The sequence below is a fragment of the Escherichia sp. MOD1-EC6300 genome (assembly GCF_002965045.1).
Classification (GTDB): Bacteria; Pseudomonadota; Gammaproteobacteria; order Enterobacterales; family Enterobacteriaceae; genus Escherichia; species Escherichia coli_F.
The window spans coordinates 16,365-42,342 of record NZ_PTRH01000011.1 but is presented as its reverse complement, the minus strand read 5'-3'; the positions used below and the strand labels follow the sequence as shown (position 1 = coordinate 42,342).

The following is a 25,978-nucleotide window of genomic DNA, read 5'->3' as shown; positions in this document are numbered from 1 at the left end:
GCATCGCGGTCTCAGAGATATGTCACAGCCAGTCGCCGTTGCGAATAACCCCAACCGCCAGCCCTTCAATCGTGAAGCTTTGCTGACGAAGGTCAACGACAATCGGTTTAAACTCACTGTTTTCTGGCAACAGTTCGACTTTATTGCCCTGTTTTTTCAGACGCTTAACGGTAACTTCGTCATCAATACGAGCGACGACGACCTGACCATTACGTACGTCCTGAGTTTTATGCACAGCCAGCAAGTCGCCATCCATAATGCCGATATCTTTCATCGACATCCCGCTGACGCGCAGCAGGAAATCCGCATTCGGCTTGAACAAGGAAGGATCAACCTGATAATGACCTTCAATGTGCTGCTGCGCCAGAAGCGGTTCACCGGCAGCCACACGACCTACCAGTGGCAACCCCTCTTCCTCTTCCTGTAACAGACGAATCCCGCGTGATGCGCCGGAAACAATTTCAATAACGCCTTTGCGTGCCAGCGCTTTCAGATGTTCTTCAGCCGCGTTTGGGGAACGGAACCCCAAACGCTGCGCGATTTCCGCACGCGTCGGCGGCATACCTGTCTGGCTGATGTGATCACGGATGAGATCAAACACCTCTTGCTGCCTGGCCGTTAACGCTTTCATTCCGCCCCCTGGGTGTATATACAGTTATGCTGTGAGTATATACAGCAAAAGGCGATTTTGGAACCATAAACTGCACAATAAACCAGAGATTTATCGAATTCTGGAAGGGTTATCCAAAATGCGACCATAACAGGATGCACCAGGTAATCACGGCGACGATAATCGCGATCAGTACCGCAGCGGACCCCATATCTTTAGCGCGTCCGGAAAGCTCATGGTATTCAGAGCCAATTCGGTCAACCACGGCTTCAATGGCACTATTGAGAATTTCCACAATCATCACCAGCATGACGGAGCTGATAAGCAGCACGCGAGTAATCGCGTCCACATCCAGCCAACAGGCGATGACCACCGCCAACAATACCGCTACGCCTTCCTGACGGAATGCCGCTTCGTTGATCCATGCCGCGCGTAACCCCTTCCAGGAATAGCCAGCAGCTTTGATAATTCGAGTGAATCCAGTGGTATTATTGGCCATTGAAAGAACCTTTTTACATTATGAGCGTCAATATCAGTGTACCGTTAAATCCGATGATTCGGGTTTGCGTAACGCCGCGCGAAACATGAGCGGATACCACAGAATTTCCCATGAGTTTCTGCTATCCTTGCCGCGCATTTGCATTATTAACCAGAGGCTTTACATCGTTTATGTCCGGCTGGCCACGAATTTACTACAAATTACTGAATTTACCATTAAGCATCCTGGTAAAAAGCAAGTCTATTCCGGCAGATCCTGCCCCGGAACTGGGACTGGATACCTCTCGTCCAATTATGTACGTTTTACCGTACAACTCGAAAGCAGATTTGCTGACGTTGCGCGCCCAGTGTCTGGCACATGACCTGCCTGACCCCTTAGAGCCGCTGGAGATTGACGGCACGCTACTGCCGCGCTATGTGTTCATTCACGGCGGGCCGCGTGTGTTCACCTATTACACGCCGAAAGAAGAGTCCATTAAGCTGTTCCACGACTATCTTGATTTGCATCGTAGCAATCCAAATCTGGATGTGCAGATGGTGCCAGTATCGGTGATGTTCGGTCGCGCGCCTGGGCGGGAAAAAGGTGAAGTGAACCCACCGCTGCGTATGCTAAATGGCGTGCAGAAATTTTTCGCCGTACTGTGGCTCGGTCGCGACAGTTTTGTGCGTTTCTCACCGTCAGTTTCTCTGCGCCGCATGGCCGATGAACACGGCACGGATAAAACTATCGCCCAGAAACTAGCGCGCGTGGCACGTATGCACTTTGCTCGTCAGCGTCTGGCTGCCGTAGGTCCACGTCTTCCTGCCCGTCAGGATCTGTTTAATAAGCTGCTCGCCTCCCGCGCCATTGCCAAAGCGGTAGAAGATGAAGCGCGCAGCAAAAAAATCTCCCATGAAAAAGCGCAGCAGAACGCCATTGCACTGATGGAAGAGATTGCGGCGAATTTCTCTTACGAGATGATTCGCCTGACTGACCGTATTCTGGGCTTCACCTGGAACCGACTTTATCAGGGCATTAACGTCCATAACGCTGAGCGCGTTCGCCAGCTGGCTCATGACGGTCATGAGCTGGTATATGTGCCTTGCCACCGCAGTCACATGGACTACCTGCTGCTTTCTTACGTGCTCTATCACCAGGGGCTGGTGCCACCGCATATCGCCGCCGGGATCAACCTGAACTTCTGGCCTGCCGGGCCGATTTTCCGCCGTCTGGGTGCGTTCTTCATTCGCCGTACTTTTAAAGGCAATAAACTCTACTCCACCGTTTTCCGTGAGTATCTCGGCGAACTGTTCAGCCGTGGTTATTCCGTCGAGTACTTTGTAGAAGGCGGTCGTTCCCGTACGGGGCGTTTGCTTGACCCGAAAACCGGTACACTGTCGATGACCATTCAGGCGATGCTGCGTGGCGGTACGCGTCCGATTACGCTGATTCCGATCTATATCGGGTATGAGCATGTCATGGAAGTGGGTACTTACGCCAAAGAACTGCGCGGTGCGACGAAAGAGAAAGAGAGTTTGCCGCAGATGCTGCGCGGGTTAAGCAAGCTACGTAATCTCGGTCAGGGTTACGTCAACTTCGGTGAACCAATGCCGTTGATGACCTACCTTAACCAGCATGTACCTGACTGGCGTGAATCTATCGATCCCATCGAAGCGGTGCGTCCGGCCTGGTTAACGCCGACGGTCAATAATATTGCTGCCGATCTGATGGTACGCATTAACAACGCAGGCGCGGCAAACGCCATGAACCTGTGCTGTACTGCGCTTCTGGCGTCACGTCAGCGCTCACTCACCCGCGAGCAGTTAACCGAGCAACTCAACTGCTACCTGGATCTGATGCGCAATGTACCTTACTCCACGGACTCTACCGTTCCTTCAGCCAGCGCCAGCGAGCTTATCGATCACGCGCTGCAAATGAACAAGTTTGAAGTCGAGAAAGACACTATCGGCGACATCATCATTCTGCCGCGCGAGCAAGCGGTGTTGATGACCTACTATCGCAACAACATTGCGCATATGTTGGTGCTGCCTTCGCTGATGGCGGCAATTGTCACTCAGCATCGCCACATCTCCCGCGACGTATTGATGGAGCACGTCAATGTGCTTTACCCAATGCTGAAAGCGGAGCTGTTCCTGCGCTGGGATCGCGACGAATTGCCAGACGTTATTGATGCGCTGGCAAATGAGATGCAACGTCAGGGTCTGATTACCCTGCAAGATGATGAGTTGCATATCAACCCGGCGCATTCTCGCACGCTACAGCTGCTGGCCGCAGGCGCGCGCGAAACGCTGCAACGTTATGCCATCACCTTCTGGCTGTTGAGCGCCAACCCGTCGATCAACCGCGGTACGCTGGAAAAAGAGAGCCGCACCGTCGCGCAACGTCTCTCCGTGCTGCACGGTATCAACGCGCCAGAGTTCTTCGACAAGGCGGTGTTCAGTTCTCTGGTGCTAACACTGCGTGATGAAGGGTATATCAGCGATAGCGGCGACGCCGAACCGGCAGAAACGATGAAAGTCTATCAGTTGCTGGCGGAGTTGATTACATCAGACGTGCGTTTGACGATTGAGAGTGCGACGCAGGGCGAAGGGTAATCAGTGAGAATTGCCGGATGCGGCGCAAACGCCTTATTCGGCCTACCATGATCTGCAAATTCAATAAATTGCGATATGTTGTGTAGGCCTGAGAAGCGCAGCGCATCAGGCAGCCCAGAAGAAAGCCGGATGATCATCCGGCTTTTTTACATCATCAGAAATGCCAGTAACTCATTGCCAGCCCTAAAAACAGTACCAGACCAACATAGTTATTATTCATAAATGCCTTAAAGCAGGCTTCTCGCTCGCGGTTGGCAATCAGTTTTTGTTGATAAACAAACAGCGCGCCAGCCACCAAAATTGACCAGTAATATCCCCAGCCTAAGCCATTTAACTCACCGATGATCGCCATCAGCGCCAGTACGCCAATCTGCAAAATACCAATAATCAATTTATCGTATTGGCCGAACAGGATTGCGGTGGATTTAATGCCAATCTTCACATCATCATCACGATCAACCATCGCATACTGCGTGTCGTAAGCCACTGCCCACAGAATATTGGCAAGAAACATTAACCAACAACTCAACGGCACCGACTCACTCACAGCGGCAAAAGCCATTGGAATCGACCAGCCAAACGCCGCCCCCAGCACCACTTGCGGTAGATGGGTATACCGCTTCATAAACGGGTACACCCACGCCAGCGCCAGCGCGGCAATCGACAACAGAATGGTCATCGTATTCAGCGTCAGCACCAGTAAAAACGAAATCAGTACCAGCACGACAAACAGCGCACGCGCCTCTTTCTCCGTTACCGCGCCGCTGGGAAGTGGTCGGTTCGCCGTACGCTTAACATGACCATCAAACTTGCGGTCAGCATAATCATTCACCACACAACCAGCAGCGCGCATCAGCCAGACACCCGCGACAAACACCGCCAGGATCCAGAGCTGGGGAACGCCCGGTGTCGCTACCCACAGTGCCCATAATGTTGGCCAGAGCAGCAGTAACGCGCCAATTGGCTTATCCGTACGCATTAAGCGATGAAACGCCAGCAGCTTATTCTGCGTCAGACTCCACTCCATATTTTTTTCCTCTTAGTACAACGGTGACGCCGGTAAAAACAGTTCGGTTAGCAACAGCGGTTTACCGCTTAATCGCAGGCGGGAACGTCGCCCCCACAGTCCGGCATCACGGCCTATCTCAATAAAGTCCCGGGTTAATGTCGATGATGTGAACAGATAGCGTCCTAACGGCGTTTTACCCAATTTTTGTAACGCCAGCTCTGGCCCGCTTAACGTTGACTCAGGAACGACGGTACGACCGGCAAGCCACGGTTCACCATCGGCACATAACAAAATTTCACGTAACCAGTAACGGGACTCTTTCGGCAACAATGGCAGTTCTTCGTGGATTTCATTCTGCCCGACAAACCCTTCGCGGATCATCGTCACGCTCACTGTTTTTCCCTGCTGCTCAAAACGTTTCGTCATGGAATCTTCCAGCAACAACCAGTCGAGCAGTTGCGGATCCAGGGAAGGGATCTCTGTAAAATAGCGCAGCGCACGCAGTTGCGTTAACGCGGGGTGTGACATGCCGAACTCTCCGTTACATAACGTAAAGGCATTGTATCGCAGAAAAGTGTTTACGGGAGATGTATAGCAAATTAAGTGATCTAATGCGCAACAAAAACGCAACAATCGCATGAAGTGATAAAACGCTGTTGAACCTTACGCTTGCCGATGCCCGTGCTGGCAAGAGCAACCATAGGGGCATCACCGCCCGGGATGCCAGGAATGGTGATGTTTTCCTTTACTTACACACCTTTATTCTTTTTATGGATAGCTCGCCAACTTGCAGTAAAAATTGGGAAAAGCGCATGTTCATCATGAGATGTGGAGCCAAAAAGTGTTTCCGGAGTAATATTAACAGGCAGCATTTCATGTCTGGATTTAAAGATATAGGGGGAATTCCAATGGGTATCTTTTGTAGGATTCAACATATCATGTAAGCGCTGGGAGCTTACCACCATAACTGGCCCATCATCGACAGAGGAAAACAAGATAAAGATATTGTCGTTTTGTGTTAATTGCTTGGCGTTAAATGTTCTTAAATAATCGTCAACTTCTTTAAATATAGGTGATATATTATCACTGCGTATCCACTCTTTATAAAGATACCAGGCATTTTCTCTGATAAACTCATCCGATGATCGTAGAGCCTGATCGATAAGTTGGATAAAAAAATTATTATTTTGATCAATCAACCATTTATTCACACGAAATCTATTAATGAAAGTATTCATCTGTGTGACATCAAATTTCACCTTACTAAAACGATGTTGACGCATAAAAATATCGAACTTATCATCTTCATCATGATATAAATAGCTACGTATAATTGGATTGCTCACATAAGGATAATGACTAAATGTGTTTTTCATATTCTCAATAAAGTTTTTATTAACAATATTAAGAATTTTTAATTGTATCACCAGTTTGACTGCCAGAACGGATTTTAATTTCACTGCATTATCAGGCAACGTATTAATCATTTGGATAATGCCATTGATATAACCATCAAGATCTTCATTACCAAATATATCTGAGTAATCAATCGTTAATGCCAATTGCTCTGTAATGCAGTCTTTAAAATTCCCTGTCGACATTCGCACATGATCAAACATAACAGCTGTCAGATTCGATTTAATAAATGATATTTCTTTGGTAGAAAGAAATTCTGCTCTGGTGAAGTGCGAAGCATAAAGATAACAATTATCGAAGTTTGAATTTTTAATCTGACATTCGCGAAAATTACTATGACCAAGTTGACTCTGCGAGAAGTCAACTGTATCAAGAATATTTTGGCTAAAATCAACACATTCGCCACTCGTTTTGAGAAAAATCACATTGTGTAAACGTCGACATTTAAATATGACATTATTAACTGTTGCCTTAGTAAAATTGCAATTCTCAATTTCTTTACATTCGAAAGTTGCATGTTGTAGATTTGACGATAAAAAAGATACCTCCGAAATAACGTCACCTTTAAAATGGCAACTTGTTAAATCCAAATCAGACAGGTCGATATACCCCTGCGCATCTTTATCCATCAGAAAATCACAAGCACACTCTATTTTTTCATTTCTATAAAATTTTACGCTTATAATATCATTACTGATTGAGACTTCACGAAACATATTTATTGAATGATTTTTTTCGTTCCGTTGTTTTATATTTAAAAATATATTGCTGATATAAATAAAATTTTCTCGATTTAACCTTGGTACCCCATTGAAATTACGTAGTAAATCAAGATCTAATTTATTATTTCCTTGCACCACATCATGTTTCATCAAAGAGTTATTGCCGCCAGAATTTGTGATATGACCTATCATAAAACCTCTGTATTACAGAAATAAAATAACCTGGAAAAGTAGCCTGAGCGTCCAGACACTACCGGGGATAGGAAAAGAATCTCTGATATGGCATTGAGATAATGCACATTCTTAGTGAAGAAGAAGCGAAGTACTATAAAAAATCGCTCATATCCCAGGAAATAAGCATAAAAAAAGGTGCGTCAGGAGACGCACCAGTTGTTGCAAAATCAGCACTGTGGGGCGTAATTACCCCTTGCCTTTTACACTGCTGATAAAGGTGGAACGGGCAGATGTCGACCCCAGGCGTTCAGCTTCATCAAGCAGTTTTAACGCCTTATCAACATCACCTTTCGCGACAGCGTTTTTGATCGCGGTATTAAAATAACTTTCCGTGTCGTTGAGCATCGGCTCGCTTTTCTTCACCGGTGCCGGAGCGGGTGCAGCCACAGCTGGTGCCGCCGTGTTGCCTACCGTAACCGGAGCTGGAGCGGAAGAACCAAATAGAGGCCCCACCAACACGCTGGAACTGGAGTTCGTTTTCACTTTCAGTTTCAGTAAGCCATCGGTGGTATGACGAGCAACCGGGTCAGGAATATCCGGGATCGAGTTACCGACGCCTTTGGCATAGGCTTTTGCCGGGTCGAGCAGTTGGGTCGTCTGCTGGAGATCTTTTTCCGTGGTAAAGACCAGTACATAAAGTTTCTGCTGCCCCAACGCCGGTGTCAGGCGCATAACGCCTTCCAGACGGTCTGCGCTCATCACGCCAGGTTCCTGGTAGGTGAAATAACTGCTGGGGAAGAAGGCTGATGGGGTCATATTCTGATCAAGAATCAGCACGTTCGGCGCAAATACGCTAGTTTGTTTGTTCACTTCGCTGGTCAGCGTTAGGGTCAGTTCGCCAATGTTTGCCGGGACGCTGTACGCAGCAACCGGACCACTGATGCCGGGAACGTTCAGTTGTTGGCCACCGGTCGCCAGTTGGGTGGTCTGGGTTTTCGATTGATCGACCGGTGTCCAGGTGAGTTGTTGCAGCGCGGCAGATGGAATGGCTGGCGCGTCACTGGTGTTTTGCGGTACGTAGTTAACTTCGGCAAGGCTGACTCCAGGCACGCTTGCCAGCAACCCTGCTGATAAACAGAGGGCGATGAGACTTTTATTCATTTTCATTGTTTTCACCTCAAAATCTGGAGTTCAGCGGTAGCCAGGCAATAGCGCGCCAAACCCGATAATCAGAGGGGCTTTCGCCCCTTTCAGATAATGACAACCTGTTTTTATGCCGGATGCGGCGTAAACGCCTTATCCGGCCTACATTTGACAGCCGTTGTAGGCCTGATAAGACGCGCAAGCGTCGCATCAGGCGCTGATTGCCGGAAGCGGCGCGAACGCCTTATCCGGCCCAGGTTTTGCTATTACCACCAGATTTCCATCTGAGCACCGAAGGTCCACTCGTCGCTGTCGCCACGTCCGAAGCTGCCGCCGTTGAAATCAGCTGGAACAGCTTTGCCGTAGTATGGGTTGGTTGAAGAGCTACCGTTGTAGTCATAACCCCATTTCTCATCCCACTTGGCGTAGGTTGCGAAGACACGAATAGCCGGGCGTGACCAGATGCTGTCGCCAGCTTGCCATTGTTGTGCGAGGGTAATTTTGTACTGATTGTTCTTGTCACCAGTGCGCTGGGATTCGACGTTGTCGTAGCCGATTTCCATCACGGTGCTCATGATTGGCGTCCACTTATACATCGGGCGAATACCGACGGTCCACCATTTGGTGCCGTTGTCGTTATCCCAGTTGATATCCTGGTACATACCCACGTACATCATGTCCCAGTTGTCGCCCATGGAGATCGCACCATGGTCGAGGATACGAAGCATGTGACCGTTGTTATTGATATTGTAGGCAAATTTTTCGTTATCAAACGCAACGCCAGAACCCTGCGACAGACCTTTACCCTGTGAGGTCATCGAGTCAGTAGCGTACTGAACAACAAACTTGTTAAAGCCCTTCAGGACACTCTGAGTATGTTCTGCAGTGAATAACCAGCCATCTTTCGATGCACCATCAACCAGACGATAGTTATCACGCAGATTGGCACGACCGTAGTCGACACCCAGCTCTAACGTGCCGCCCGGGTTGATTTCCATCTGCGCTAAACGTACGTCGAATACGTCGTTCGCGGTTTCGTTGGTATAGTCATAAATATTATTGCTGGCGAAAGAGGAAGAACCACCAGCTTCAGAGGAACGGGTTGCTGCCAGAGAGAGTTTACCAAAGCCAACATCGATGTTTTCCAGACCGGCACCAGGACCAGAAATATCCCAGTAGTAGAAGTCGATCATATGAACGTCATGACGTTGGTAGAAACGCTTACCTGCCCAGATGGTGGAGCCTGGCAGCCATTCAATCAGGTTTTTACCCTGCACGTTTGCTTCACGGAAGGCTGGATCGGTAGCTTCCCAGTCATTTTGTTGCGCGACGGAATAGGCCACGTTAGTGTCGAAATAGAAGCTCTTATCGCCTTCTTTCCACACTTCCTGACCCAATTTTAATTCAGCATAAGTTTCACATTCGTTGCCAAGACGGTATTTACTTTGAGCACCGGTAGTCTGGAAACACTGTTGTTCGCCGCCGCTACCTGTCCAGCCAATACCGGAACGTGCATAGCCGTGGAAATCAACAGCCATTGCCTGAGCAGACATTACGCCCGCTGCGACGGCAACCGCCAGAGGAAGTTTGCGCAGAGTAATCATCATTCTATCTCCTGAGTCATTGCTTTTCTTTTTTCACATCACCTGTGACAGGCTTTGTGTGTTTTGTGGGGTGCTTAAACGCCCGGCTCCTTATGCAGTCGACGACATGCAGTGCCATCCTCACGGAACAGATGGCAACGCTCTGGCGGCAGGCCGATAGCGAATGTGGCACCTTCTTCTACCAACACCACGTCGTTCTGGCGGTACACCAGGTTTTGACGAATGGAAGGGATCTGGATATGGATTTGAGTTTCGTTGCCGAGCTGCTCGACGACCTGAACTTCACCCTCAAGGATGACGTCAGCGATATCACTCGGCAGTAGATGTTCCGGGCGAATACCCAGCGACATATTGGCTCCAACCTGGACATCACGGCTTTCAACCGGCAGCCAGACTTGCTGACGATTCGGCATCGGCAGTTCCACCTGCACTTGATCGATTGCGGTGGCGGTCACTTTTACCGGCAGGAAGTTCATCTTTGGCGAACCGATGAATCCGGCGACAAAGCGGTCTGCCGGATAGTGGTACAGCTCCAGCGGTTTCCCAACCTGCGCCACGCGACCGGCGTCCAGCACCACGATTTTGTCGGCCAGCGTCATCGCTTCGACCTGATCGTGGGTGACGTAAATCATCGTGCGGCCCAGGCGTTTATGCAGGCGGGAGATTTCGATACGCATTTGCACACGCAGTGCGGCATCAAGGTTGGAGAGCGGTTCATCGAGCAAAAATACGCTTGGCTCGGCCACCAGCGTACGGCCAATCGCCACACGCTGACGCTGACCACCGGAGAGCGCTTTCGGTTTGCGATCCAGCAAATGCGCCAGTTGCAGCACTTCCGCCACCTGGTTAACGCGTTGGTTAATCACCTCTTTTTTCGCGCCTGCCAGTTTCAGGCCAAATGACATGTTTTCTGCTACTGACAGGTGGGGATAGAGCGCGTAAGACTGGAACACCATACCAACGCCGCGTTCTGCTGGCGGAGTGTCATTCATCCGTTTCTCACCGATGAACAGGTCGCCGCTGGTGATCGTCTCAAGCCCGGCAATCATGCGCAGTAAAGTCGATTTTCCGCAGCCAGACGGCCCGACAAACACCACGAATTCACCTTCATGGATGTCGAGATTGATATCTTTCGATACCACGACCTCGCCCCAGGCTTTCGTTACATTTTGCAGCTGTACGCTCGCCATGCCCTTCTCCCTTTGTTACAACCTGTCATCGACAGCAACATTCATGATGGGCTGACTATGCGTCATCAGAAGATGGCTTAAATCCTCCACCCCCTGGCTTTTTTATGGGGGAGGAGGCGGGAGGATGAGAACGCGGCTTCTGTGAACTAAACCGAGACCATGTAAGGAATTTCGTGAAGTTGCTTGCAAAAATCGTGGCGATTTTATGTGCGCATCTCCACATTACCGCCAATTCTGTAACAGAGATCACACAAAGCAACGGAGGGGCGTAGGGGCAAGGAGGATGGAAAGAGGTTGCCGTATAAAGAAACTAGAGTCCGTTTAGGTGTTTTCACGAGCACTTCACCAACAAGGACCATAGATTATGAAAATAAAAACAGGTGCACGCATCCTCGCATTATCCGCATTAACGACGATGATGTTTTCCGCCTCGGCTCTCGCCAAAATCGAAGAAGGTAAACTGGTAATCTGGATTAACGGCGACAAAGGCTACAACGGCCTCGCTGAAGTCGGTAAGAAATTCGAGAAAGATACCGGAATTAAAGTCACCGTTGAGCATCCGGATAAACTGGAAGAGAAATTCCCTCAGGTTGCGGCAACTGGCGATGGCCCTGACATTATCTTCTGGGCGCACGACCGCTTTGGTGGCTATGCTCAATCTGGCCTGTTGGCTGAAATCACCCCAGACAAAGCGTTCCAGGACAAGCTGTATCCGTTTACCTGGGATGCCGTACGTTACAACGGCAAGCTGATTGCTTACCCAATTTCTGTCGAAGCGTTATCGCTGATTTATAACAAAGATCTGCTGCCGAACCCGCCAAAAACATGGGAAGAGATCCCAGCGCTGGATAAAGAACTGAAAGCGAAAGGTAAGAGCGCGCTAATGTTCAACCTGCAAGAACCGTACTTCACCTGGCCGCTGATTGCTGCTGACGGGGGTTATGCGTTCAAGTACGAAAACGGCAAGTACGACATTAAAGACGTGGGCGTGGATAACGCTGGCGCGAAAGCGGGTCTGACCTTCCTGGTTGACCTGATTAAAAACAAACACATGAATGCGGACACCGATTACTCCATCGCAGAAGCCGCCTTTAATAAAGGCGAAACAGCGATGACCATCAACGGCCCGTGGGCATGGTCCAACATCGACACCAGCAAAGTGAATTATGGTGTAACGGTACTGCCGACCTTTAAGGGCCAGCCATCCAAACCGTTCGTGGGCGTACTGAGCGCGGGTATTAACGCCGCCAGTCCGAACAAAGAGCTGGCGAAAGAGTTCCTCGAAAACTATCTGCTGACTGACGAAGGCCTGGAAGCGGTTAATAAAGATAAACCGCTGGGTGCAGTAGCGCTGAAGTCCTATCAGGATGAACTTGCGAAAGATCCTCGTATTGCCGCCACCATGGATAACGCTCAGAAAGGTGAAATTATGCCGAATATCCCGCAGATGTCCGCTTTCTGGTATGCCGTGCGTACTGCCGTGATCAACGCCGCCAGCGGTCGTCAGACTGTGGATGCAGCGCTGAAAGATGCACAGACTCGTATCACCAAGTAATGCAGTGAAATGCCGGATGCGGCGTAAACGCCTTATCCGGCCTACAAAACCGAAACGTATGTAGGCCTGATAAGACGCGTCAGCGTCGCATCAGGCAGTTGTTGTCGGATAAGGCGTAAATGCTTTATCTGTCCTGGAATGAGGAAGAACCCCATGGATGTCATTAAAAAGAAACATTGGTGGCAAAGCGACGCGCTGAAATGGTCAGTGTTAGGTCTGCTCGGCCTGCTGGTGGGTTACCTTGTTGTTTTAATGTACGCACAAGGGGAATACCTGTTCGCCATTACCACGCTGATATTGAGTTCAGCGGGGCTCTATATTTTCGCCAATCGTAAAGCCTACGCCTGGCGCTATGTCTATCCGGGAATGGCTGGGATGGGGCTATTCGTCCTTTTCCCTCTGGTCTGCACCATCGCCATTGCCTTCACCAACTACAGCAGCACTAACCAGCTGACTTTTGAACGTGCGCAGGAAGTGTTGTTAGATCGCTCCTGGCAAGCAGGCAAAACCTATAACTTTGGTCTTTACCCGGCGGGCGATGAGTGGCAACTGGCGCTCAGCGACGGCGAAACTGGCAAAAATTACCTCTCCGACGCGTTTAAATTTGGCGGCGAGCAAAAACTGCAACTAAAAGAAACAGCCGCCCAGCCTGAAGGCGAGCGCGCGAATCTGCGTGTGATTACCCAGAATCGTCAGGCGCTGAGTGACATTACTGCCATTCTGCCGGATGGTAACAAAGTGATGATGAGCTCCTTGCGCCAGTTTTCTGGCACGCAGCCGCTCTACACACTCGACGGTGACGGCACGCTGACGAATAACCAGAGCGGTGTGAAATATCGGCCGAATAACCAAATTGGTTTTTACCAGTCCATTACCGCCGACGGCAACTGGGGCGATGAAAAGTTAAGCCCCGGTTACACCGTGACCACCGGCTGGAAAAACTTTACCCGCGTCTTCACCGACGAAGGCATTCAGAAACCGTTCCTCGCCATTTTCGTCTGGACCGTGGTGTTCTCGCTAATCACCGTCTTTTTAACAGTGGCGGTCGGCATGGTTCTGGCGTGTCTGGTGCAGTGGGAAGCGTTGCGCGGCAAAGCGGTCTATCGTGTCCTGCTGATTCTGCCCTACGCGGTGCCATCGTTTATTTCAATCTTGATTTTCAAAGGGTTGTTTAACCAGAGCTTCGGTGAAATCAACATGATGTTGAGCGCGCTATTTGGCGTGAAGCCTGCCTGGTTTAGCGATCCGACCACTGCCCGCACGATGCTGATTATCGTCAACACCTGGCTGGGTTATCCGTACATGATGATCCTCTGCATGGGCTTGTTGAAAGCGATTCCGGACGATCTGTATGAAGCCTCAGCAATGGATGGCGCAGGTCCATTCCAGAACTTCTTTAAAATTACGCTGCCGCTGCTGATTAAGCCGCTCACACCGCTAATGATCGCCAGCTTCGCCTTTAACTTTAACAACTTCGTGCTGATTCAACTGTTAACTAACGGCGGCCCGGATCGTCTTGGCACTACCACGCCAGCCGGTTATACCGACCTGCTCGTTAACTACACCTACCGCATCGCCTTTGAAGGCGGCGGTGGTCAGGACTTCGGTCTGGCGGCGGCAATTGCCACGCTGATCTTCCTGCTGGTGGGTGCGCTGGCGATCGTCAACCTGAAAGCCACGCGAATGAAGTTTGATTAAGGGAGATAACAAAAATGGCAATGGTCCAACCGAAATCGCAAAAAGCACGTTTGTTTATTACTCATCTGCTACTGCTACTTTTTATCGCGGCGATTATGTTCCCGCTGCTGATGGTCGTCGCTATCTCTCTGCGTCAGGGGAACTTCGCGACTGGTAGCCTGATCCCGGAACAAATCTCCTGGGATCACTGGAAACTGGCGTTAGGTTTTAGCGTTGAACAGGCTGATGGGCGCATTACGCCACCGCCGTTCCCGGTACTGCTGTGGCTGTGGAACTCAGTAAAGGTCGCCGGAATTTCCGCGATTGGCATTGTTGCGCTCTCCACCACCTGCGCCTACGCTTTCGCCCGTATGCGCTTTCCTGGTAAAGCGACACTGCTGAAAGGCATGCTGATTTTCCAGATGTTCCCGGCGGTGCTTTCACTGGTAGCGTTGTATGCGTTATTTGATCGTTTGGGTGAGTACATTCCATTCATCGGCCTGAATACTCACGGCGGCGTAATCTTCGCGTACCTGGGGGGGATTGCGCTGCATGTCTGGACCATCAAAGGCTATTTCGAAACCATCGACAGTTCGCTGGAAGAAGCGGCGGCGCTGGATGGTGCAACACCGTGGCAGGCCTTCCGCCTTGTCCTGTTGCCGCTGTCAGTGCCGATTCTGGCGGTGGTGTTCATCCTGTCGTTTATCGCTGCCATTACTGAAGTTCCGGTCGCGTCGTTGTTACTGCGTGACGTAAACAGCTACACCCTGGCCGTGGGAATGCAGCAATACCTCAACCCGCAAAACTACCTGTGGGGTGACTTTGCCGCCGCTGCCGTGATGTCTGCATTACCGATCACCATCGTCTTCTTGCTGGCTCAACGCTGGCTGGTCAACGGACTGACGGCAGGTGGTGTGAAAGGTTAAAGATGTTGTTCTGCCAATGTTATGCCGCTACACCCTCAACTTACGTTATCCCAACTTGTGACTGTTATTCGGCGCTCTATGGAGCGCCTTTTTTTACTCCCGCTTCAGCCGTTTCGAATTACACAGCCATAAGGTGATCACCAGTAGCAGGATCGCTGCCGAGTAGATCAACACATCCAGTGGTGATTTATGATCGACGATGATCAAGCGCACAATGGCGGTGATCCCGATATAGACAAAGTAACGCAAGGGAAAGTGAAAACCGGACTGAAAGTACTTCACAATCAGCGCGATAAATTCGAAATAGAGAAAGTAAACCACCAGCCCTTCCACCAGCTCATATTTGCTGGCTTGTTCTGGCGCGAACAGCACATCAGCCAGATGCACCGTTTCTTTGCCGAGGAAGACAACCAAAATCAGGCCGAGACACAACAGGCCAAGATTGAGAACGGTCTGCAAAATGGTGGAGATAAACTCCACGCGCGGACGAGAGAGTGACGTCATAGCAGTACCTCCTTCACAATGGCGAGCTTCCTGTATAACGCAAAAATGTGACGGAGATCTATATTTTTTGTGTATGTTTTGTTCAACGCCGAATACGATTCCTGTATTCGGCGCTGCTTGTTAGCGGAAATTGACGCTTCGGTCGCTGGTCATGTCGTACAACTGGAACTTACGCCCAAGTTGCTGACCACCGTCACGCGTCAGCGGCGTCCAGCCAATCGCCGCACGGCTGCGTGTCGGGCCAGACGAGAAGAGATCCAACGGTACAGAGACATACACGCCTTTGGTGAAGTCCCCTTCGCCGTACTCCTCTTTCGAAACATTCGTGATCGTGGCATACCCACCCACTACCACGCCGCTGTCAAAGCGTTTGGCGATTTCCAGCGTGCCGCCTTTATCCCCTGCCAGATACTGCCCGACGCTGGCTTTCACTAACACATCCTGAGCGAAAGATGGCGTCCAGTAGGCGGTCAAATGACCAGTTTTCACGCTGTAATCGGTGAATTTCATCATATCTTTCGCACTACGCCAGTCGCGCTGTTTAACGTAGTTAGCATCCAGACCAAACGCCCAGTTGCTATCCAGCGGGCGATACAATACTTCTGCCCCCGCGCCGCCAAACATGGTTTCGAGATAACCACCGTAGACCTGACCGTAGAAGCCGTTGCCCAGATGCTGGAAATAGTTGGCTTGCAGGTTATTCACATAGACATCATTCTGCACATACTCACGCACATGGGTACGCACGCGCGGTAAGTGCGAGTCCTGCGGCGGATTGGTGTAGTTAAACTTGTCGTAGTTGTTGGCAAGGTTAGCAAACAGGCTGCCGGTGGTCAGCAGATGGTCCGTCAGCCACAAATCTGCCGTTCCCATCACGCCCAGCTGATACATGTAAAAGTTTTCCGGGCCACCGACCGACTGGTTTAGCACCGGATCGATATGAAAATCAAAGCGTGATTTGTCGATATACCAGCCCTGCTCGGTGGACTTCGGAACCACTGGCTCGACGCGTTTTTGCGCCAGCTTCGTTTCGTGGCCCAACGGCTCTCCGGCAAGATGATTTTTCAGGCTGGCGACATCGGTTTCCGTCGTCACCTGCGGCATGTTAAGGCGATTTTCTGTAACGCGGATCGTCTTGATCCCATCCGGCAGATCGTTCATCACGATCCGATTAGCACGGATGATCCCTTCGCGCGAATCACGATATTTCACCTGCTCACCGGTGACGTACAGCGTATCGCCTTTCGTCTGGATCTGCGGATCGGCCAGTCCGGCGTTGTATTTCAACAGCGTTAACTGATTCGCCACCACCGAATGCTGCAAAATGGCATCCTGCGGCTGCGGTTGATATTGCGGACGGGCGTTATCGTTGTAGGACGGGCGTAGATCGTTAAAGTTGGTACGCAGCGTGACGCCAAACATAAAGGTGTTACCGCGTTCATAGCTAAGGTTAACGTCGGCCCAATCGGTAACGCGATAAATCGCCCCGACGTTAAACTTACTTTTTTGCTCCAGCTTCCCGGCAAAATCCTGCTGATAATTATTACCTTCATACTCCAGTTTCAGACGCAGCGGCTGCCAGGGCGTCTGGTATTCCACGCCGCCAAACAGTGAGGCCGGACCGTGGAACATCTGGCTGCCGTCGATAGATCCCGCTTGTTTGTAGCTGTTATCGCGATAGCAATATTTGTCACTGGCCGAACAGAGCGGATTTTTCACGTTACCGCTGGTGCCCAGATATCCCCAGCCCAGGCCGAGCGTAAAATCGAATGGCCCCCAGGCTTTGCTGGCGACAAGATATTCCGCATCGAACAGCCCCGTACCGCCGATATCCCGCGCACCAACCGCCACCTGTGGCAGCCAGTAACTCTCTTCCCATAAACGCAGTTTGAGATCGAAGGCTTTATCTTTATACGTTTGATCACCAGAGAACGCTTCGACGCTGCTGTACTGCCGAGTGCGCACGTCGGTGTAGCGTAGCGTTGTTTCCAACCACGGGAAGAGTTGCACTGAAGCTGAGTAATAACGGTACTGATCGTTATCGCGATAGTTCAGACTCAACTCCCCTTCCCGCGCCATGCGCGCAGTAGGTGTTTGTAATAATCCTACGCCACCGAAATCCGATTGCGACGGACCAATGGGCGCAGGATATGTTTCGCCGTAGCAAGCCGTGCTAATGCCCAGCGCCAGTAAACTAAGCAGATGTCTTTTTTTCATTATTGCGGTATCCGCTGCGTCAGAGTCTGAAGAATGTCAGCGTTAAGGGCATCAGGCGTCTCACTCCAGACGGAGTCCGCGAGGCCAACATAAATAATGCTGCCGGGCATCGGCTCTACGTGACGCTTGTTCCAGTAAGCCACCGGAGTTTTTTGCGTGCGTCCATCCGGATAAACGACCCACGCGTAGCTGCGATCCGCACCGCTGAGCAGGCTCTGGTCAGAGAGATAGCTCGCCACGTCGCGACCGGGAGTGAATGGCTGATTGCCAGGACGGCTGATAAGCCCGAACAACGTGACCGTGGACGGTGGTGGTCCGACCCACAGCGTGTAGTTGCCCTGCAACGGCGGGTTACCGCGTTCGGCAACGCGCACGATATCAGGATCAAGATTGATTTTTTGTCTGCCCGTCACCTTCAACGCCTGAATTTGCTGGCGTAAGGCGTTAATGGCGGCGGCATCGTCGGTGCTGGATTCTGAGGCCAGTTCTGCCAGCCTTGTCAGCAACGCCTGCTGCTGCCGTAATGCCGCCGCCGTTGCCAGCTCTTCGCTAATCACCGCTCCGGGCCACCAACTGTTTGCCAGCCGCGGTTGGCCTACCAGATCGATTAAATGCTCTGCGCCCGTTAGCGTTTTGGCCTCATTGCTGCCATTACTGAACACTTTGACGGTGCCTGCCGCAAAGACCGATGACGCTCCCACGCTCATAATCAACGCAGCAATAGTTTGTTTAATCATTGTTTTGCCGCCTTGATGAGAGTGGTTTTCACCGGGAAATAATCCGCGCCGAGATACTGTTCCGACTGGCGAATTTGCCCTTCGCTGTCGATCCAATAGCGGTTATGCCAGCGAGCCTGGTCGGTGGAGACTTCTTCGTCCAGCACACGAACCGGAGTTTCATCGCTACCGACTTTGACAGTATCGGTGCCATCCCATTTGAAAACCGAGCGTGCGGTGGCGTAGCGCACCTGCTGGTACTCGGTCCAGCCCATCGTGCGCGTCCAGGTTGCGCCATCAACAATTTGTGCGGGTTTTATCAGCGGGTCGGCGGCAAGGTTATTCACTTCAATCAGGTTGTCGCCGCCAAGCAAAGTCTTCACCAGACGACCATGTTGTGTGACGAGAGTGGCTTGATCCTGAGTAACCCATTTTTGTTGTCCGTCTTCAGCGAAGGCCAGCACCACAAACAACTGCGGCCCGCCATTAAGCTGCATGTACTGGCTGGCGTAGGGCATATTTTGAATATCATCGTCCGTCAGCTGTACGCCTGGCGTACCGAACAGACTGTCCCACAGTGAATTGCCCAGCTCTTTAGTCGTGGCTGAACAAGCCTGTAATAGCAGGCAGATAAGAATGAGTGCAGGTCGCTTCACGACTCTTCTCCAGAGGGGCAGAATAACCACACCGGAGTGTGGTTATGGTTAATCCCCGTCATACTTCAAGCCACAGATGCGATGACTCGAATTATTTTAGGGATACATACTTTATTACTGAGTACTGGTGGTCGTGGTTGTGGTGGTCCCGGTATTAGAACCATCACCGCCACCGGTTGCCGCGAGCGCGACACCCACCGCCGAGCTTACGGTGCTAACGCTGGTTGCGGAGGAGCTACCCGCCGAAACCGACGTTGCTGCCGCCCCTGCCGCTTCGCCCACCTGTACAGGTGCAGCCCACGCAGAAGTCGCCGCAAGCGCAGATATGGCAAAAATGCCATACAGAACTTTTTTCATAACAATTTCCCTTCATTGAATGAATGGAGATTTACCCAAAAACATTTCGGGCGGGATCGAGTATACACAACTAAAGCATGCGAATTACGGCGTGGGGAATTAGTGATGGGGTTTTAAGATAATTGGAATGAATATCAAATATAAGTTTCAACTTATATATAAATAATATTTAAAATCAAAAATTTAAAACAAAATCAAAAATAATTAACCTACGTATTTTCCGAAATCAATCATGATTAAAAATCTATTTTAGGATTAACCTCACGGTATGATTTTCGTTAAATCACAGACAAGGGGATTTATCTGATAAAACAATGCCGACTTATAGTCGGCATTGTTATTAAGGTTATTTAATCAATCCTGCTATGTATTAATTGCCGAATATGATGTACATATCGGCATCGACCTGTAGGCCTGATAAGACGCGTAACGCGTCGCATCAGGCACCAGTTGCCGGATGCGGCGTAAACGCCTTATCCGGCCTACATATCATCGGCATCAGGCTCGCTCGATGATTAACCGCGCCACGCTTTATAGCGGTTAATCAGACCATTGGTCGAGCTATCGTGGCTGCTGATTTCTTTATCATCTTTCAGCTCTGGCAGAATACGGTTCGCCAGCTGTTTACCCAGCTCCACGCCCCACTGGTCGAAGGTGAAGATGTTCAGGATCACGCCCTGAGTAAAGATTTTGTGCTCATACAGCGCAATCAACGCCCCCAGGCTGAACGGAGTGATTTCACGCAGCAGGATGGAGTTGGTTGGGCGATTACCTTCGAACACTTTGAACGGTACCACGTAGTCAAGCGTTGCCGGATCTTTACCCTGATCGCGATATTCCTGCTCAACCACTTCGCGGGATTTACCAAACGCCAGCGCTTCGGTCTGAGCGAAGAAGTTAGACAGCAGTTTCTGGTGATGATCAGAGAGCGGGTTATGGGTGATAGCCGGGGCGATGAAATCGCATGGCACCATCTTCGTACCCTGGTGGATCAGCTGGTAGAACGCGTGCTGACCGTTAGTGCCTGGTTCACCCCAGATAATCGGGCCAGTCTGGTAATCCACAACGTTACCGTTACGGTCTACATACTTACCATTGGACTCCATATTGCCCTGCTGGAAGTACGCTGCGAAACGGTGCATATACTGGTCGTACGGCAGAATCGCTTCAGTTTCCGCGCCAAAGAAATTGTTGTACCAGATGCCGATCAGCGCCAGCAGTACAGGCAGGTTTTTCTCTGCAGGTGTGGTGGAGAAATGCTTGTCCATCGCGTGTGCGCCGGAAAGCAGTTCAACGAAGTTATCAAAGCCGATGGAGAGAACAATCGACAGGCCAATCGCTGACCACAAAGAGTAACGACCGCCGACCCAGTCCCAAAACTCGAACATGTTAGCGGTATCAATACCAAACTCACCAACGGCTTTGGCATTGGTTGAGAGCGCAGCAAAGTGTTTCGCAACGTGTTGTTCATCACCTGCCGCTTTCAGGAACCAGTCACGCGCGCTATGGGCGTTGGTCATGGTTTCCTGAGTGGTGAAGGTTTTAGATGCTACCAGGAACAGCGTGGTTTCCGGGTTCACTTTTTTCAGCACTTCCGCGATGTGAGTTCCATCGACGTTAGAAACAAAGTGCATGTTCAGGTGATTTTTGTACGGACGCAGTGCTTCGGTCACCATGTACGGGCCGAGGTCAGAACCGCCGATACCGATGTTCACCACGTCGGTGATTGCTTTGCCGGTATAACCCTTCCACTCACCGGAAATAATCGCTTCCGAGAAGGTTTTCATCTTCTCCAGCACGGCGTTAACATCCGGCATGACATCTTTGCCATCAACCAGAATCGGGGTATTGCTACGGTTACGCAACGCTACGTGCAGTACGGCGCGGTTTTCAGTGCGGTTGATCTTCTCGCCAGAGAACATCGACTTAATCGCGCCCGCCAGATCGCACTCTTTCGCCAGATCTTGTAATTTCGCCAGCGTCTCTTCAGTGATGCGGTTTTTGGAGTAATCCACCAGCATCTGATCGTCGAAGGTTGCGGAGAACTTAGAAAAACGATCGCCGTCTTTAGCAAAAAGATCGGCGATCGTAACGTCTTTCATTTCATCGAAGTGTTTCTGTAGTGCCTGCCAGGCCGCGGTCTGCGTTGGATTGATGTTTTTCATTAGCAATACTCTTCTGATTTTGAGAATTGTGACTTTGGAAGATTGTAGCGCCAGTCACAGAAAAATGTGATGGTTTTAGTGCCGTTAGCGTAATGTTGAGTGTAAACCCTTAGCGCAGTGAAGCATTTATTAGCTGAACTACTGACCGCCAGGAGTGGATGAAAAATCCGCATGACCCCATCGTTGACAACCGCCCCGCTCACCCTTTATTTATAAATGTACTACCTGCGCTAGCGCAGGCCAGAAGAGGCGCGTTGCCCAAGTAACGGTGTTGGAGGAGCCAGTCCTGTGATAACACCTGAGGGGGTGCATCGCCGAGGTGATTGAACGGCTGGCCACGTTCATCATCGGCTACAGGGGCTGAATCCCCTGGGTTGTCACCAGAAGCGTTCGCAGTCGGGCGTTTCGCAAGTGGTGGAGCACTTCTGGGTGAAAATAGTAGCGAAGTATCGCTCTGCGCCCACCCGTCTTCCGCTCTTCCCTTGTGCCAAGGCTGAAAATGGATCCCCTGACACGAGGTAGTTATGTCTGAAATTGTTGTCTCCAAATTTGGCGGTACCAGCGTAGCTGATTTTGACGCGATGAACCGCAGTGCTGATATTGTGCTTTCTGATGCCAACGTACGTTTAGTTGTCCTCTCGGCTTCTGCTGGTATCACTAATCTGCTGGTCGCTTTAGCTGAAGGACTGGAACCTGGCGAGCGATTCGAAAAACTCGACGCAATCCGCAATATCCAGTTTGCCATTCTGGAACGTCTGCGTTACCCGAACGTTATCCGTGAAGAGATTGAACGTCTGCTGGAGAACATTACTGTTCTGGCAGAAGCGGCGGCGCTGGCAACGTCTCCGGCGCTGACAGATGAACTGGTCAGCCACGGCGAGCTGATGTCGACCCTGCTGTTTGTTGAGATCCTGCGCGAACGCGATATTCAGGCACAGTGGTTTGATGTACGTAAAGTGATGCGTACTAATGACCGATTTGGTCGTGCAGAGCCAGACGTAGCCGCGCTGGCGGAACTGGCTGCGCTGCAGCTGCTCCCGCGCCTCAATGAAGGCTTAGTGATCACCCAAGGATTTATCGGCAGCGAAAGTAAAGGTCGTACAACGACGCTTGGCCGTGGAGGCAGCGATTATACGGCAGCCTTGCTGGCGGAGGCCTTACACGCATCTCGTGTTGATATCTGGACCGACGTCCCGGGCATCTACACCACCGATCCACGCGTGGTTTCCGCAGCAAAACGCATTGATGAAATCGCGTTTGCCGAAGCGGCAGAGATGGCAACTTTTGGTGCAAAAGTACTGCATCCGGCAACATTGCTACCCGCAGTACGCAGCGATATTCCGGTGTTTGTCGGCTCCAGCAAAGCCCCACGCGCAGGTGGTACGCTGGTGTGCAATAAAACTGAAAATCCGCCGCTGTTCCGTGCCCTGGCGCTTCGTCGTAATCAGACTCTGCTCACTTTGCACAGCCTGAATATGCTGCATTCTCGCGGTTTCCTCGCGGAAGTTTTCGGCATTCTCGCGCGGCATAATATCTCGGTGGATTTAATCACCACATCAGAAGTGAGCGTGGCATTAACCCTTGATACCACCGGTTCCACCTCCACTGGCGATACATTGCTGACGCAATCTCTGCTGATGGAGCTTTCCGCACTGTGCCGGGTAGAAGTGGAAGAAGGCCTGGCGCTGGTCGCGTTGATTGGCAATGACCTGTCAAAAGCCTGCGGCGTAGGCAAAGAGGTATTCGGCGTACTGGAACCGTTCAACATTCGCATGATTTGTTACGGCGCATCCAGCCATAACCTGTGCTTCCTGGTGCCCGGCGAAGATGCCGAGCAGGTGGTGCAGAAGCTGCATTTTAATTTGTTTGAGTAAACACAGTATGGTCCGAAAGACATTATTTCGGGCCGTATGTTTTTCTTGTCATTATGCCCATCAATAAACGAGTCTATTCCCTGTTAACCAGCATCTTTATCTAAGAATAATTACCTTTAATTTTTTATCTGCATCTCTAGCTAATTATCGAGAGAGATAAATATTTAAGAGAAGGCAAAATGAATATTATCAGTTCTGCTCGCAAAGGAATTCCCGTACACTGAACTCTCCGGCTCACTGAGGGCACCATCATGGCACTCCCCCGTATTACCCAAAAAGAGATGACTGAACGCGAGCAGCGTGAACTTAAAACACTGCTGGATCGGGCGCGTATTGCGCATGGTCGCGTGCTGACCAACTCCGAAACCAACAGCATCAAGAAAGAGTACATCGATAAATTAATGGTTGAGCGTGAGGCTGAAGCAAAAAAAGCCCGCCAGTTGAAGAAAAAGCAGGCTTATAAACCAGATCCTGAAGCGTCGTTTAGCTGGTCGGCAAATACGTCGACGCGTGGTAGGCGCTGATTAGCGCCCCTTCTTTTTGCGCCCCGGCGAGGTGAAACGTTTACCGTTGGACGCCGGGCGACCACCTTTTTCCGCCGTTTTTTCCATCTTAACGACCGGGCGTTTGATGCCCGCCATTTTCGGTTTGGCCTTCGCTTTAGGTTTTACCTCAGAAGTGGAATTCTCAATTAATTTAAAGAGATCAATTAGCTCATCGTCGGTTAAATCGCGCCACTCACCCAGCGGAATGCCGCTTAAACTGACGTTCATAATGCGCGTACGCTCCAGCTTTTTCACTTCGTAACCAAAGTGCTCGCACATGCGACGGATCTGACGGTTCAGTCCCTGCACCAGGGTAATGCGAAAAACAAACGGCGCTTCTTTTTTGACTTTGCACTTTTTCGTCACCGTCCCGAGGATCGGCACCCCCGCCCCCATACCACGAATAAATTCATCGGTAATCGGTTTATCGACCGTAACCAGATACTCTTTCTCATGATCGTTACCCGCACGGAGGATCTTATTCACCAGGTCGCCGTGATTGGTGAGGAAAATCAGCCCCTGGGAATCTTTATCCAGGCGGCCAATCGGGAACACGCGTTTGCTGTGGTTAACAAAATCGACAATGTTATCGCGCTCGCCATCTTCGGTGGTGCTGACAATACCGACGGGCTTGTTCAGGGCGATAAGTACCAAATCTTCGGCTTCCCGAGGCTCAATCAACTGACCATTTACTTTCACAACGTCGCCGGGTTTCACCTGATCGCCAATGGTGGCTCGCTTGCCATTAAGGAACACATTGCCTTGCTCGATATAGCGATCCGCTTCGCGGCGTGAGCAAATTCCGCTTTCGCTGATGTATTTATTTAAACGGACTGATGAGTCGGGCAGCATAAATTCTCCTGTAAAAAACGGAATATACCGTACCTTTGGGTTGATAAAAAATAGTCATGAGCGAACTATTTGTTATTTCCATTGGCTTGAATTCGTTACCTGCTCAAATCACTTTCCAGAAGCAATGTGCGACATCGTGAGCCATGTCAGTAAGCGATTAAAATCACAGTGATAGCATGCCTCCCGTGATTTCTTACTAACCGGAGAAGTAATGGAACTGCTTTTATTGAGTAACTCGACGCTGCCGGGTAAAGCCTGGCTGGAACACGCGCTGCCGCTGATTGCTGAACAGTTGCAGGGTCGCCGTTCTGCGGTATTTATTCCTTTCGCTGGCGTAACGCAGACCTGGGATGATTACACAGCGAAAACGGCTGCGGTTCTCGCTCCGCTGGGTGTTTCTGTCACCGGTATTCATAGCGTTGTCGATCCCGTTGCCGCGATTGAAAATGCTGAGATCGTGATTGTCGGCGGCGGTAATACTTTCCAGTTGCTGAAACAGTGCCGCGAGCGCGGGCTGCTGGCACCAATTACTGACGTGGTGAAACGTGGCGCGCTGTATATTGGCTGGAGCGCAGGCGCTAACCTTGCTTGCCCAACCATTCGTACCACCAACGATATGCCGATTGTCGATCCGCAAGGTTTCGATGCGCTAAATCTGTTCCCGCTGCAAATCAACCCGCACTTCACCAACGCGCTGCCGGAAGGCCATAAAGGTGAAACCCGTGAGCAGCGTATTCGCGAACTGCTGGTCGTCGCGCCAGAACTGACGATTATTGGTCTGCCGGAAGGTAACTGGATCACAGTAAGTAAAGGTCACGCTACGCTGGGTGGCCCGAACACCACTTATGTGTTTAAGGCTGGTGAAGAAGCGGTGCCGCTGGAAGCGGGTCACCGTTTTTAAGTGAATTGCCGGATGCATGATCCGGCATCTTGTACATAGTGCCTGATGCGACGCTTTACGCGTCTTATCAGG

General features: G+C 50.7%; 22 protein-coding genes and 1 riboswitch. Of the genes, 7 read left to right on the top strand and 15 right to left on the bottom strand.

All coding sequences use genetic code 11. The features are described from left to right. Positions 1-22 precede the first annotated feature (22 nt). Positions 23-631, bottom strand: coding sequence for a transcriptional repressor LexA (gene lexA, locus BGE37_RS16770; protein WP_000646078.1), 609 nt, complete (start codon positions 629-631; stop codon positions 23-25). A gap of 109 nt (positions 632-740) precedes the next feature. Then, complete coding sequence (gene dgkA / locus BGE37_RS16765; RefSeq protein WP_000002907.1) at positions 741-1,109, bottom strand: diacylglycerol kinase; 369 nt, start codon at positions 1,107-1,109, stop codon at positions 741-743. Positions 1,110-1,279: 170 nt separating this feature from the next. Here dgkA and plsB point away from each other — a divergent pair, with 170 nt between their 5' ends. Beyond that, the gene (plsB, locus tag BGE37_RS16760; RefSeq protein ID WP_000017354.1) at positions 1,280-3,703 is read left to right on the top strand and encodes a glycerol-3-phosphate 1-O-acyltransferase PlsB; all 2,424 of its coding nucleotides are present in this window, start codon (positions 1,280-1,282) and stop codon (positions 3,701-3,703) included. Between the two features lie 154 nt (positions 3,704-3,857). Here the strand turns inward: plsB and ubiA are convergent, their stop codons facing one another. The 6 genes from ubiA to malK form a co-directional block, all read right to left on the bottom strand. After that, the gene (gene ubiA, locus BGE37_RS16755) at positions 3,858-4,730 is read right to left on the bottom strand and encodes a 4-hydroxybenzoate octaprenyltransferase (RefSeq protein ID WP_000455227.1); all 873 of its coding nucleotides are present in this window, start codon (positions 4,728-4,730) and stop codon (positions 3,858-3,860) included. A gap of 12 nt (positions 4,731-4,742) precedes the next feature. Further along, positions 4,743-5,240 carry a chorismate lyase gene (gene ubiC, locus BGE37_RS16750; protein ID WP_001353542.1) on the bottom strand — a complete coding sequence of 166 codons (498 nt, stop codon included), beginning with the start codon at positions 5,238-5,240 and terminating at the stop codon, positions 4,743-4,745. Between the two features lie 221 nt (positions 5,241-5,461). Then, positions 5,462-7,042 (bottom strand): SopA family protein, encoded by a 1,581-nt coding sequence (locus BGE37_RS16745; RefSeq protein WP_105288235.1) that lies wholly within the window; start codon positions 7,040-7,042, stop codon positions 5,462-5,464. A 228-nt stretch (positions 7,043-7,270) separates the two neighbouring features. Next, on the bottom strand, positions 7,271-8,191 hold the full coding sequence (gene malM / locus BGE37_RS16740; protein WP_032185672.1) for a maltose operon protein MalM: 921 nt from the start codon (positions 8,189-8,191) through the stop codon (positions 7,271-7,273). 242 nt (positions 8,192-8,433) lie between these two features. Beyond that, a complete protein-coding gene (lamB, locus tag BGE37_RS16735; protein WP_000973662.1) occupies positions 8,434-9,774 on the bottom strand; it encodes a maltoporin LamB in 1,341 nt (446 codons plus the stop codon). 71 nt (positions 9,775-9,845) lie between these two features. Continuing rightward, positions 9,846-10,961: a maltose/maltodextrin ABC transporter ATP-binding protein MalK gene (malK, locus tag BGE37_RS16730; RefSeq protein WP_000179165.1), complete on the bottom strand. Its 1,116-nt coding sequence runs from the start codon at positions 10,959-10,961 to the stop codon at positions 9,846-9,848. 364 nt (positions 10,962-11,325) lie between these two features. Here malK and malE point away from each other — a divergent pair, with 364 nt between their 5' ends. From malE to malG, 3 genes are all read left to right on the top strand, one after another. Then, entirely contained in the window at positions 11,326-12,516 is a 1,191-nt protein-coding gene (malE, locus tag BGE37_RS16715) for a maltose/maltodextrin ABC transporter substrate-binding protein MalE (RefSeq protein WP_000695398.1), read from the top strand. A 153-nt stretch (positions 12,517-12,669) separates the two neighbouring features. Next, positions 12,670-14,214, top strand: coding sequence for a maltose ABC transporter permease MalF (gene malF / locus BGE37_RS16710; RefSeq protein ID WP_001353545.1), 1,545 nt, complete (start codon positions 12,670-12,672; stop codon positions 14,212-14,214). Between the two features lie 14 nt (positions 14,215-14,228). Further along, on the top strand, positions 14,229-15,119 hold the full coding sequence (gene malG, locus BGE37_RS16705) for a maltose ABC transporter permease MalG (protein ID WP_001252058.1): 891 nt from the start codon (positions 14,229-14,231) through the stop codon (positions 15,117-15,119). A 93-nt stretch (positions 15,120-15,212) separates the two neighbouring features. On the opposite strand, the gene psiE is transcribed toward malG, so the two are convergent. The 6 genes from psiE to pgi all read right to left on the bottom strand — a co-directional run bounded on the left by psiE (position 15,213) and on the right by pgi (position 21,734). Then, positions 15,213-15,623 carry a phosphate-starvation-inducible protein PsiE gene (gene psiE / locus BGE37_RS16700; RefSeq protein ID WP_000202899.1) on the bottom strand — a complete coding sequence of 137 codons (411 nt, stop codon included), beginning with the start codon at positions 15,621-15,623 and terminating at the stop codon, positions 15,213-15,215. 120 nt (positions 15,624-15,743) lie between these two features. Beyond that, entirely contained in the window at positions 15,744-17,840 is a 2,097-nt protein-coding gene (locus BGE37_RS16695) for a YjbH domain-containing protein (RefSeq protein WP_105288234.1), read from the bottom strand. Further along, positions 17,840-18,577, bottom strand: coding sequence for a capsule biosynthesis GfcC family protein (locus tag BGE37_RS16690; protein ID WP_105288233.1), 738 nt, complete (start codon positions 18,575-18,577; stop codon positions 17,840-17,842). Before BGE37_RS16690 ends, BGE37_RS16695 begins: the two co-directional genes overlap by 1 nt. Beyond that, positions 18,574-19,212: a YjbF family lipoprotein gene (locus BGE37_RS16685; RefSeq protein ID WP_001296632.1), complete on the bottom strand. Its 639-nt coding sequence runs from the start codon at positions 19,210-19,212 to the stop codon at positions 18,574-18,576. The genes BGE37_RS16690 and BGE37_RS16685 overlap by 4 nt, the downstream gene beginning before the upstream one ends. 114 nt (positions 19,213-19,326) lie before the next feature. Beyond that, on the bottom strand, positions 19,327-19,569 hold the full coding sequence (yjbE, locus tag BGE37_RS16680; protein ID WP_000757329.1) for an exopolysaccharide production protein YjbE: 243 nt from the start codon (positions 19,567-19,569) through the stop codon (positions 19,327-19,329). Positions 19,570-20,084: 515 nt separating this feature from the next. Then, complete coding sequence (gene pgi / locus BGE37_RS16675) at positions 20,085-21,734, bottom strand: glucose-6-phosphate isomerase (protein ID WP_105288232.1); 1,650 nt, start codon at positions 21,732-21,734, stop codon at positions 20,085-20,087. Positions 21,735-21,970: 236 nt separating this feature from the next. Next, a riboswitch (Lysine riboswitch) is annotated at positions 21,971-22,167 on the top strand. A 91-nt stretch (positions 22,168-22,258) separates the two neighbouring features. On the opposite strand from pgi, the gene lysC reads away from it, so the two are divergent. Together lysC and BGE37_RS16655 are read left to right on the top strand one after the other, a co-directional pair. Continuing rightward, positions 22,259-23,608 (top strand): lysine-sensitive aspartokinase 3, encoded by a 1,350-nt coding sequence (gene lysC, locus BGE37_RS16660; protein WP_105288231.1) that lies wholly within the window; start codon positions 22,259-22,261, stop codon positions 23,606-23,608. Between the two features lie 251 nt (positions 23,609-23,859). Then, complete coding sequence (locus BGE37_RS16655; protein ID WP_001207638.1) at positions 23,860-24,132, top strand: DUF3811 domain-containing protein; 273 nt, start codon at positions 23,860-23,862, stop codon at positions 24,130-24,132. On the opposite strand, the gene rluF is transcribed toward BGE37_RS16655, so the two are convergent. Beyond that, on the bottom strand, positions 24,133-25,005 hold the full coding sequence (gene rluF, locus BGE37_RS16650; RefSeq protein WP_105288230.1) for a 23S rRNA pseudouridine(2604) synthase RluF: 873 nt from the start codon (positions 25,003-25,005) through the stop codon (positions 24,133-24,135). 211 nt (positions 25,006-25,216) lie between these two features. On the opposite strand from rluF, the gene pepE reads away from it, so the two are divergent. Continuing rightward, positions 25,217-25,906, top strand: a complete 690-nt coding sequence (pepE, locus tag BGE37_RS16645) for a dipeptidase PepE (protein WP_000421763.1) — start codon at positions 25,217-25,219, stop codon at positions 25,904-25,906. Positions 25,907-25,978 lie beyond the last annotated feature (72 nt).

What these genes read in the sequence shown, in the direction of transcription:
- lexA (WP_000646078.1), bottom strand. Translation starts at nt 631, where the DNA reads ATGAAAGCGTTAACGGCCAGGCAGCAAGAGGTGTTTGATCTCATCCGT.
- dgkA (WP_000002907.1), bottom strand. Translation starts at nt 1,109, where the DNA reads ATGGCCAATAATACCACTGGATTCACTCGAATTATCAAAGCTGCTGGC.
- plsB (WP_000017354.1), top strand. Translation starts at nt 1,280, where the DNA reads ATGTCCGGCTGGCCACGAATTTACTACAAATTACTGAATTTACCATTA.
- ubiA (WP_000455227.1), bottom strand. Translation starts at nt 4,730, where the DNA reads ATGGAGTGGAGTCTGACGCAGAATAAGCTGCTGGCGTTTCATCGCTTA.
- ubiC (WP_001353542.1), bottom strand. Translation starts at nt 5,240, where the DNA reads ATGTCACACCCCGCGTTAACGCAACTGCGTGCGCTGCGCTATTTTACA.
- BGE37_RS16745 (WP_105288235.1), bottom strand. Translation starts at nt 7,042, where the DNA reads ATGATAGGTCATATCACAAATTCTGGCGGCAATAACTCTTTGATGAAA.
- malM (WP_032185672.1), bottom strand. Translation starts at nt 8,191, where the DNA reads ATGAAAATGAATAAAAGTCTCATCGCCCTCTGTTTATCAGCAGGGTTG.
- lamB (WP_000973662.1), bottom strand. Translation starts at nt 9,774, where the DNA reads ATGATGATTACTCTGCGCAAACTTCCTCTGGCGGTTGCCGTCGCAGCG.
- malK (WP_000179165.1), bottom strand. Translation starts at nt 10,961, where the DNA reads ATGGCGAGCGTACAGCTGCAAAATGTAACGAAAGCCTGGGGCGAGGTC.
- malE (WP_000695398.1), top strand. Translation starts at nt 11,326, where the DNA reads ATGAAAATAAAAACAGGTGCACGCATCCTCGCATTATCCGCATTAACG.
- malF (WP_001353545.1), top strand. Translation starts at nt 12,670, where the DNA reads ATGGATGTCATTAAAAAGAAACATTGGTGGCAAAGCGACGCGCTGAAA.
- malG (WP_001252058.1), top strand. Translation starts at nt 14,229, where the DNA reads ATGGCAATGGTCCAACCGAAATCGCAAAAAGCACGTTTGTTTATTACT.
- psiE (WP_000202899.1), bottom strand. Translation starts at nt 15,623, where the DNA reads ATGACGTCACTCTCTCGTCCGCGCGTGGAGTTTATCTCCACCATTTTG.
- BGE37_RS16695 (WP_105288234.1), bottom strand. Translation starts at nt 17,840, where the DNA reads ATGAAAAAAAGACATCTGCTTAGTTTACTGGCGCTGGGCATTAGCACG.
- BGE37_RS16690 (WP_105288233.1), bottom strand. Translation starts at nt 18,577, where the DNA reads ATGATTAAACAAACTATTGCTGCGTTGATTATGAGCGTGGGAGCGTCA.
- yjbE (WP_000757329.1), bottom strand. Translation starts at nt 19,569, where the DNA reads ATGAAAAAAGTTCTGTATGGCATTTTTGCCATATCTGCGCTTGCGGCG.
- pgi (WP_105288232.1), bottom strand. Translation starts at nt 21,734, where the DNA reads ATGAAAAACATCAATCCAACGCAGACCGCGGCCTGGCAGGCACTACAG.
- lysC (WP_105288231.1), top strand. Translation starts at nt 22,259, where the DNA reads ATGTCTGAAATTGTTGTCTCCAAATTTGGCGGTACCAGCGTAGCTGAT.
- BGE37_RS16655 (WP_001207638.1), top strand. Translation starts at nt 23,860, where the DNA reads ATGGCACTCCCCCGTATTACCCAAAAAGAGATGACTGAACGCGAGCAG.
- rluF (WP_105288230.1), bottom strand. Translation starts at nt 25,005, where the DNA reads ATGCTGCCCGACTCATCAGTCCGTTTAAATAAATACATCAGCGAAAGC.
- pepE (WP_000421763.1), top strand. Translation starts at nt 25,217, where the DNA reads ATGGAACTGCTTTTATTGAGTAACTCGACGCTGCCGGGTAAAGCCTGG.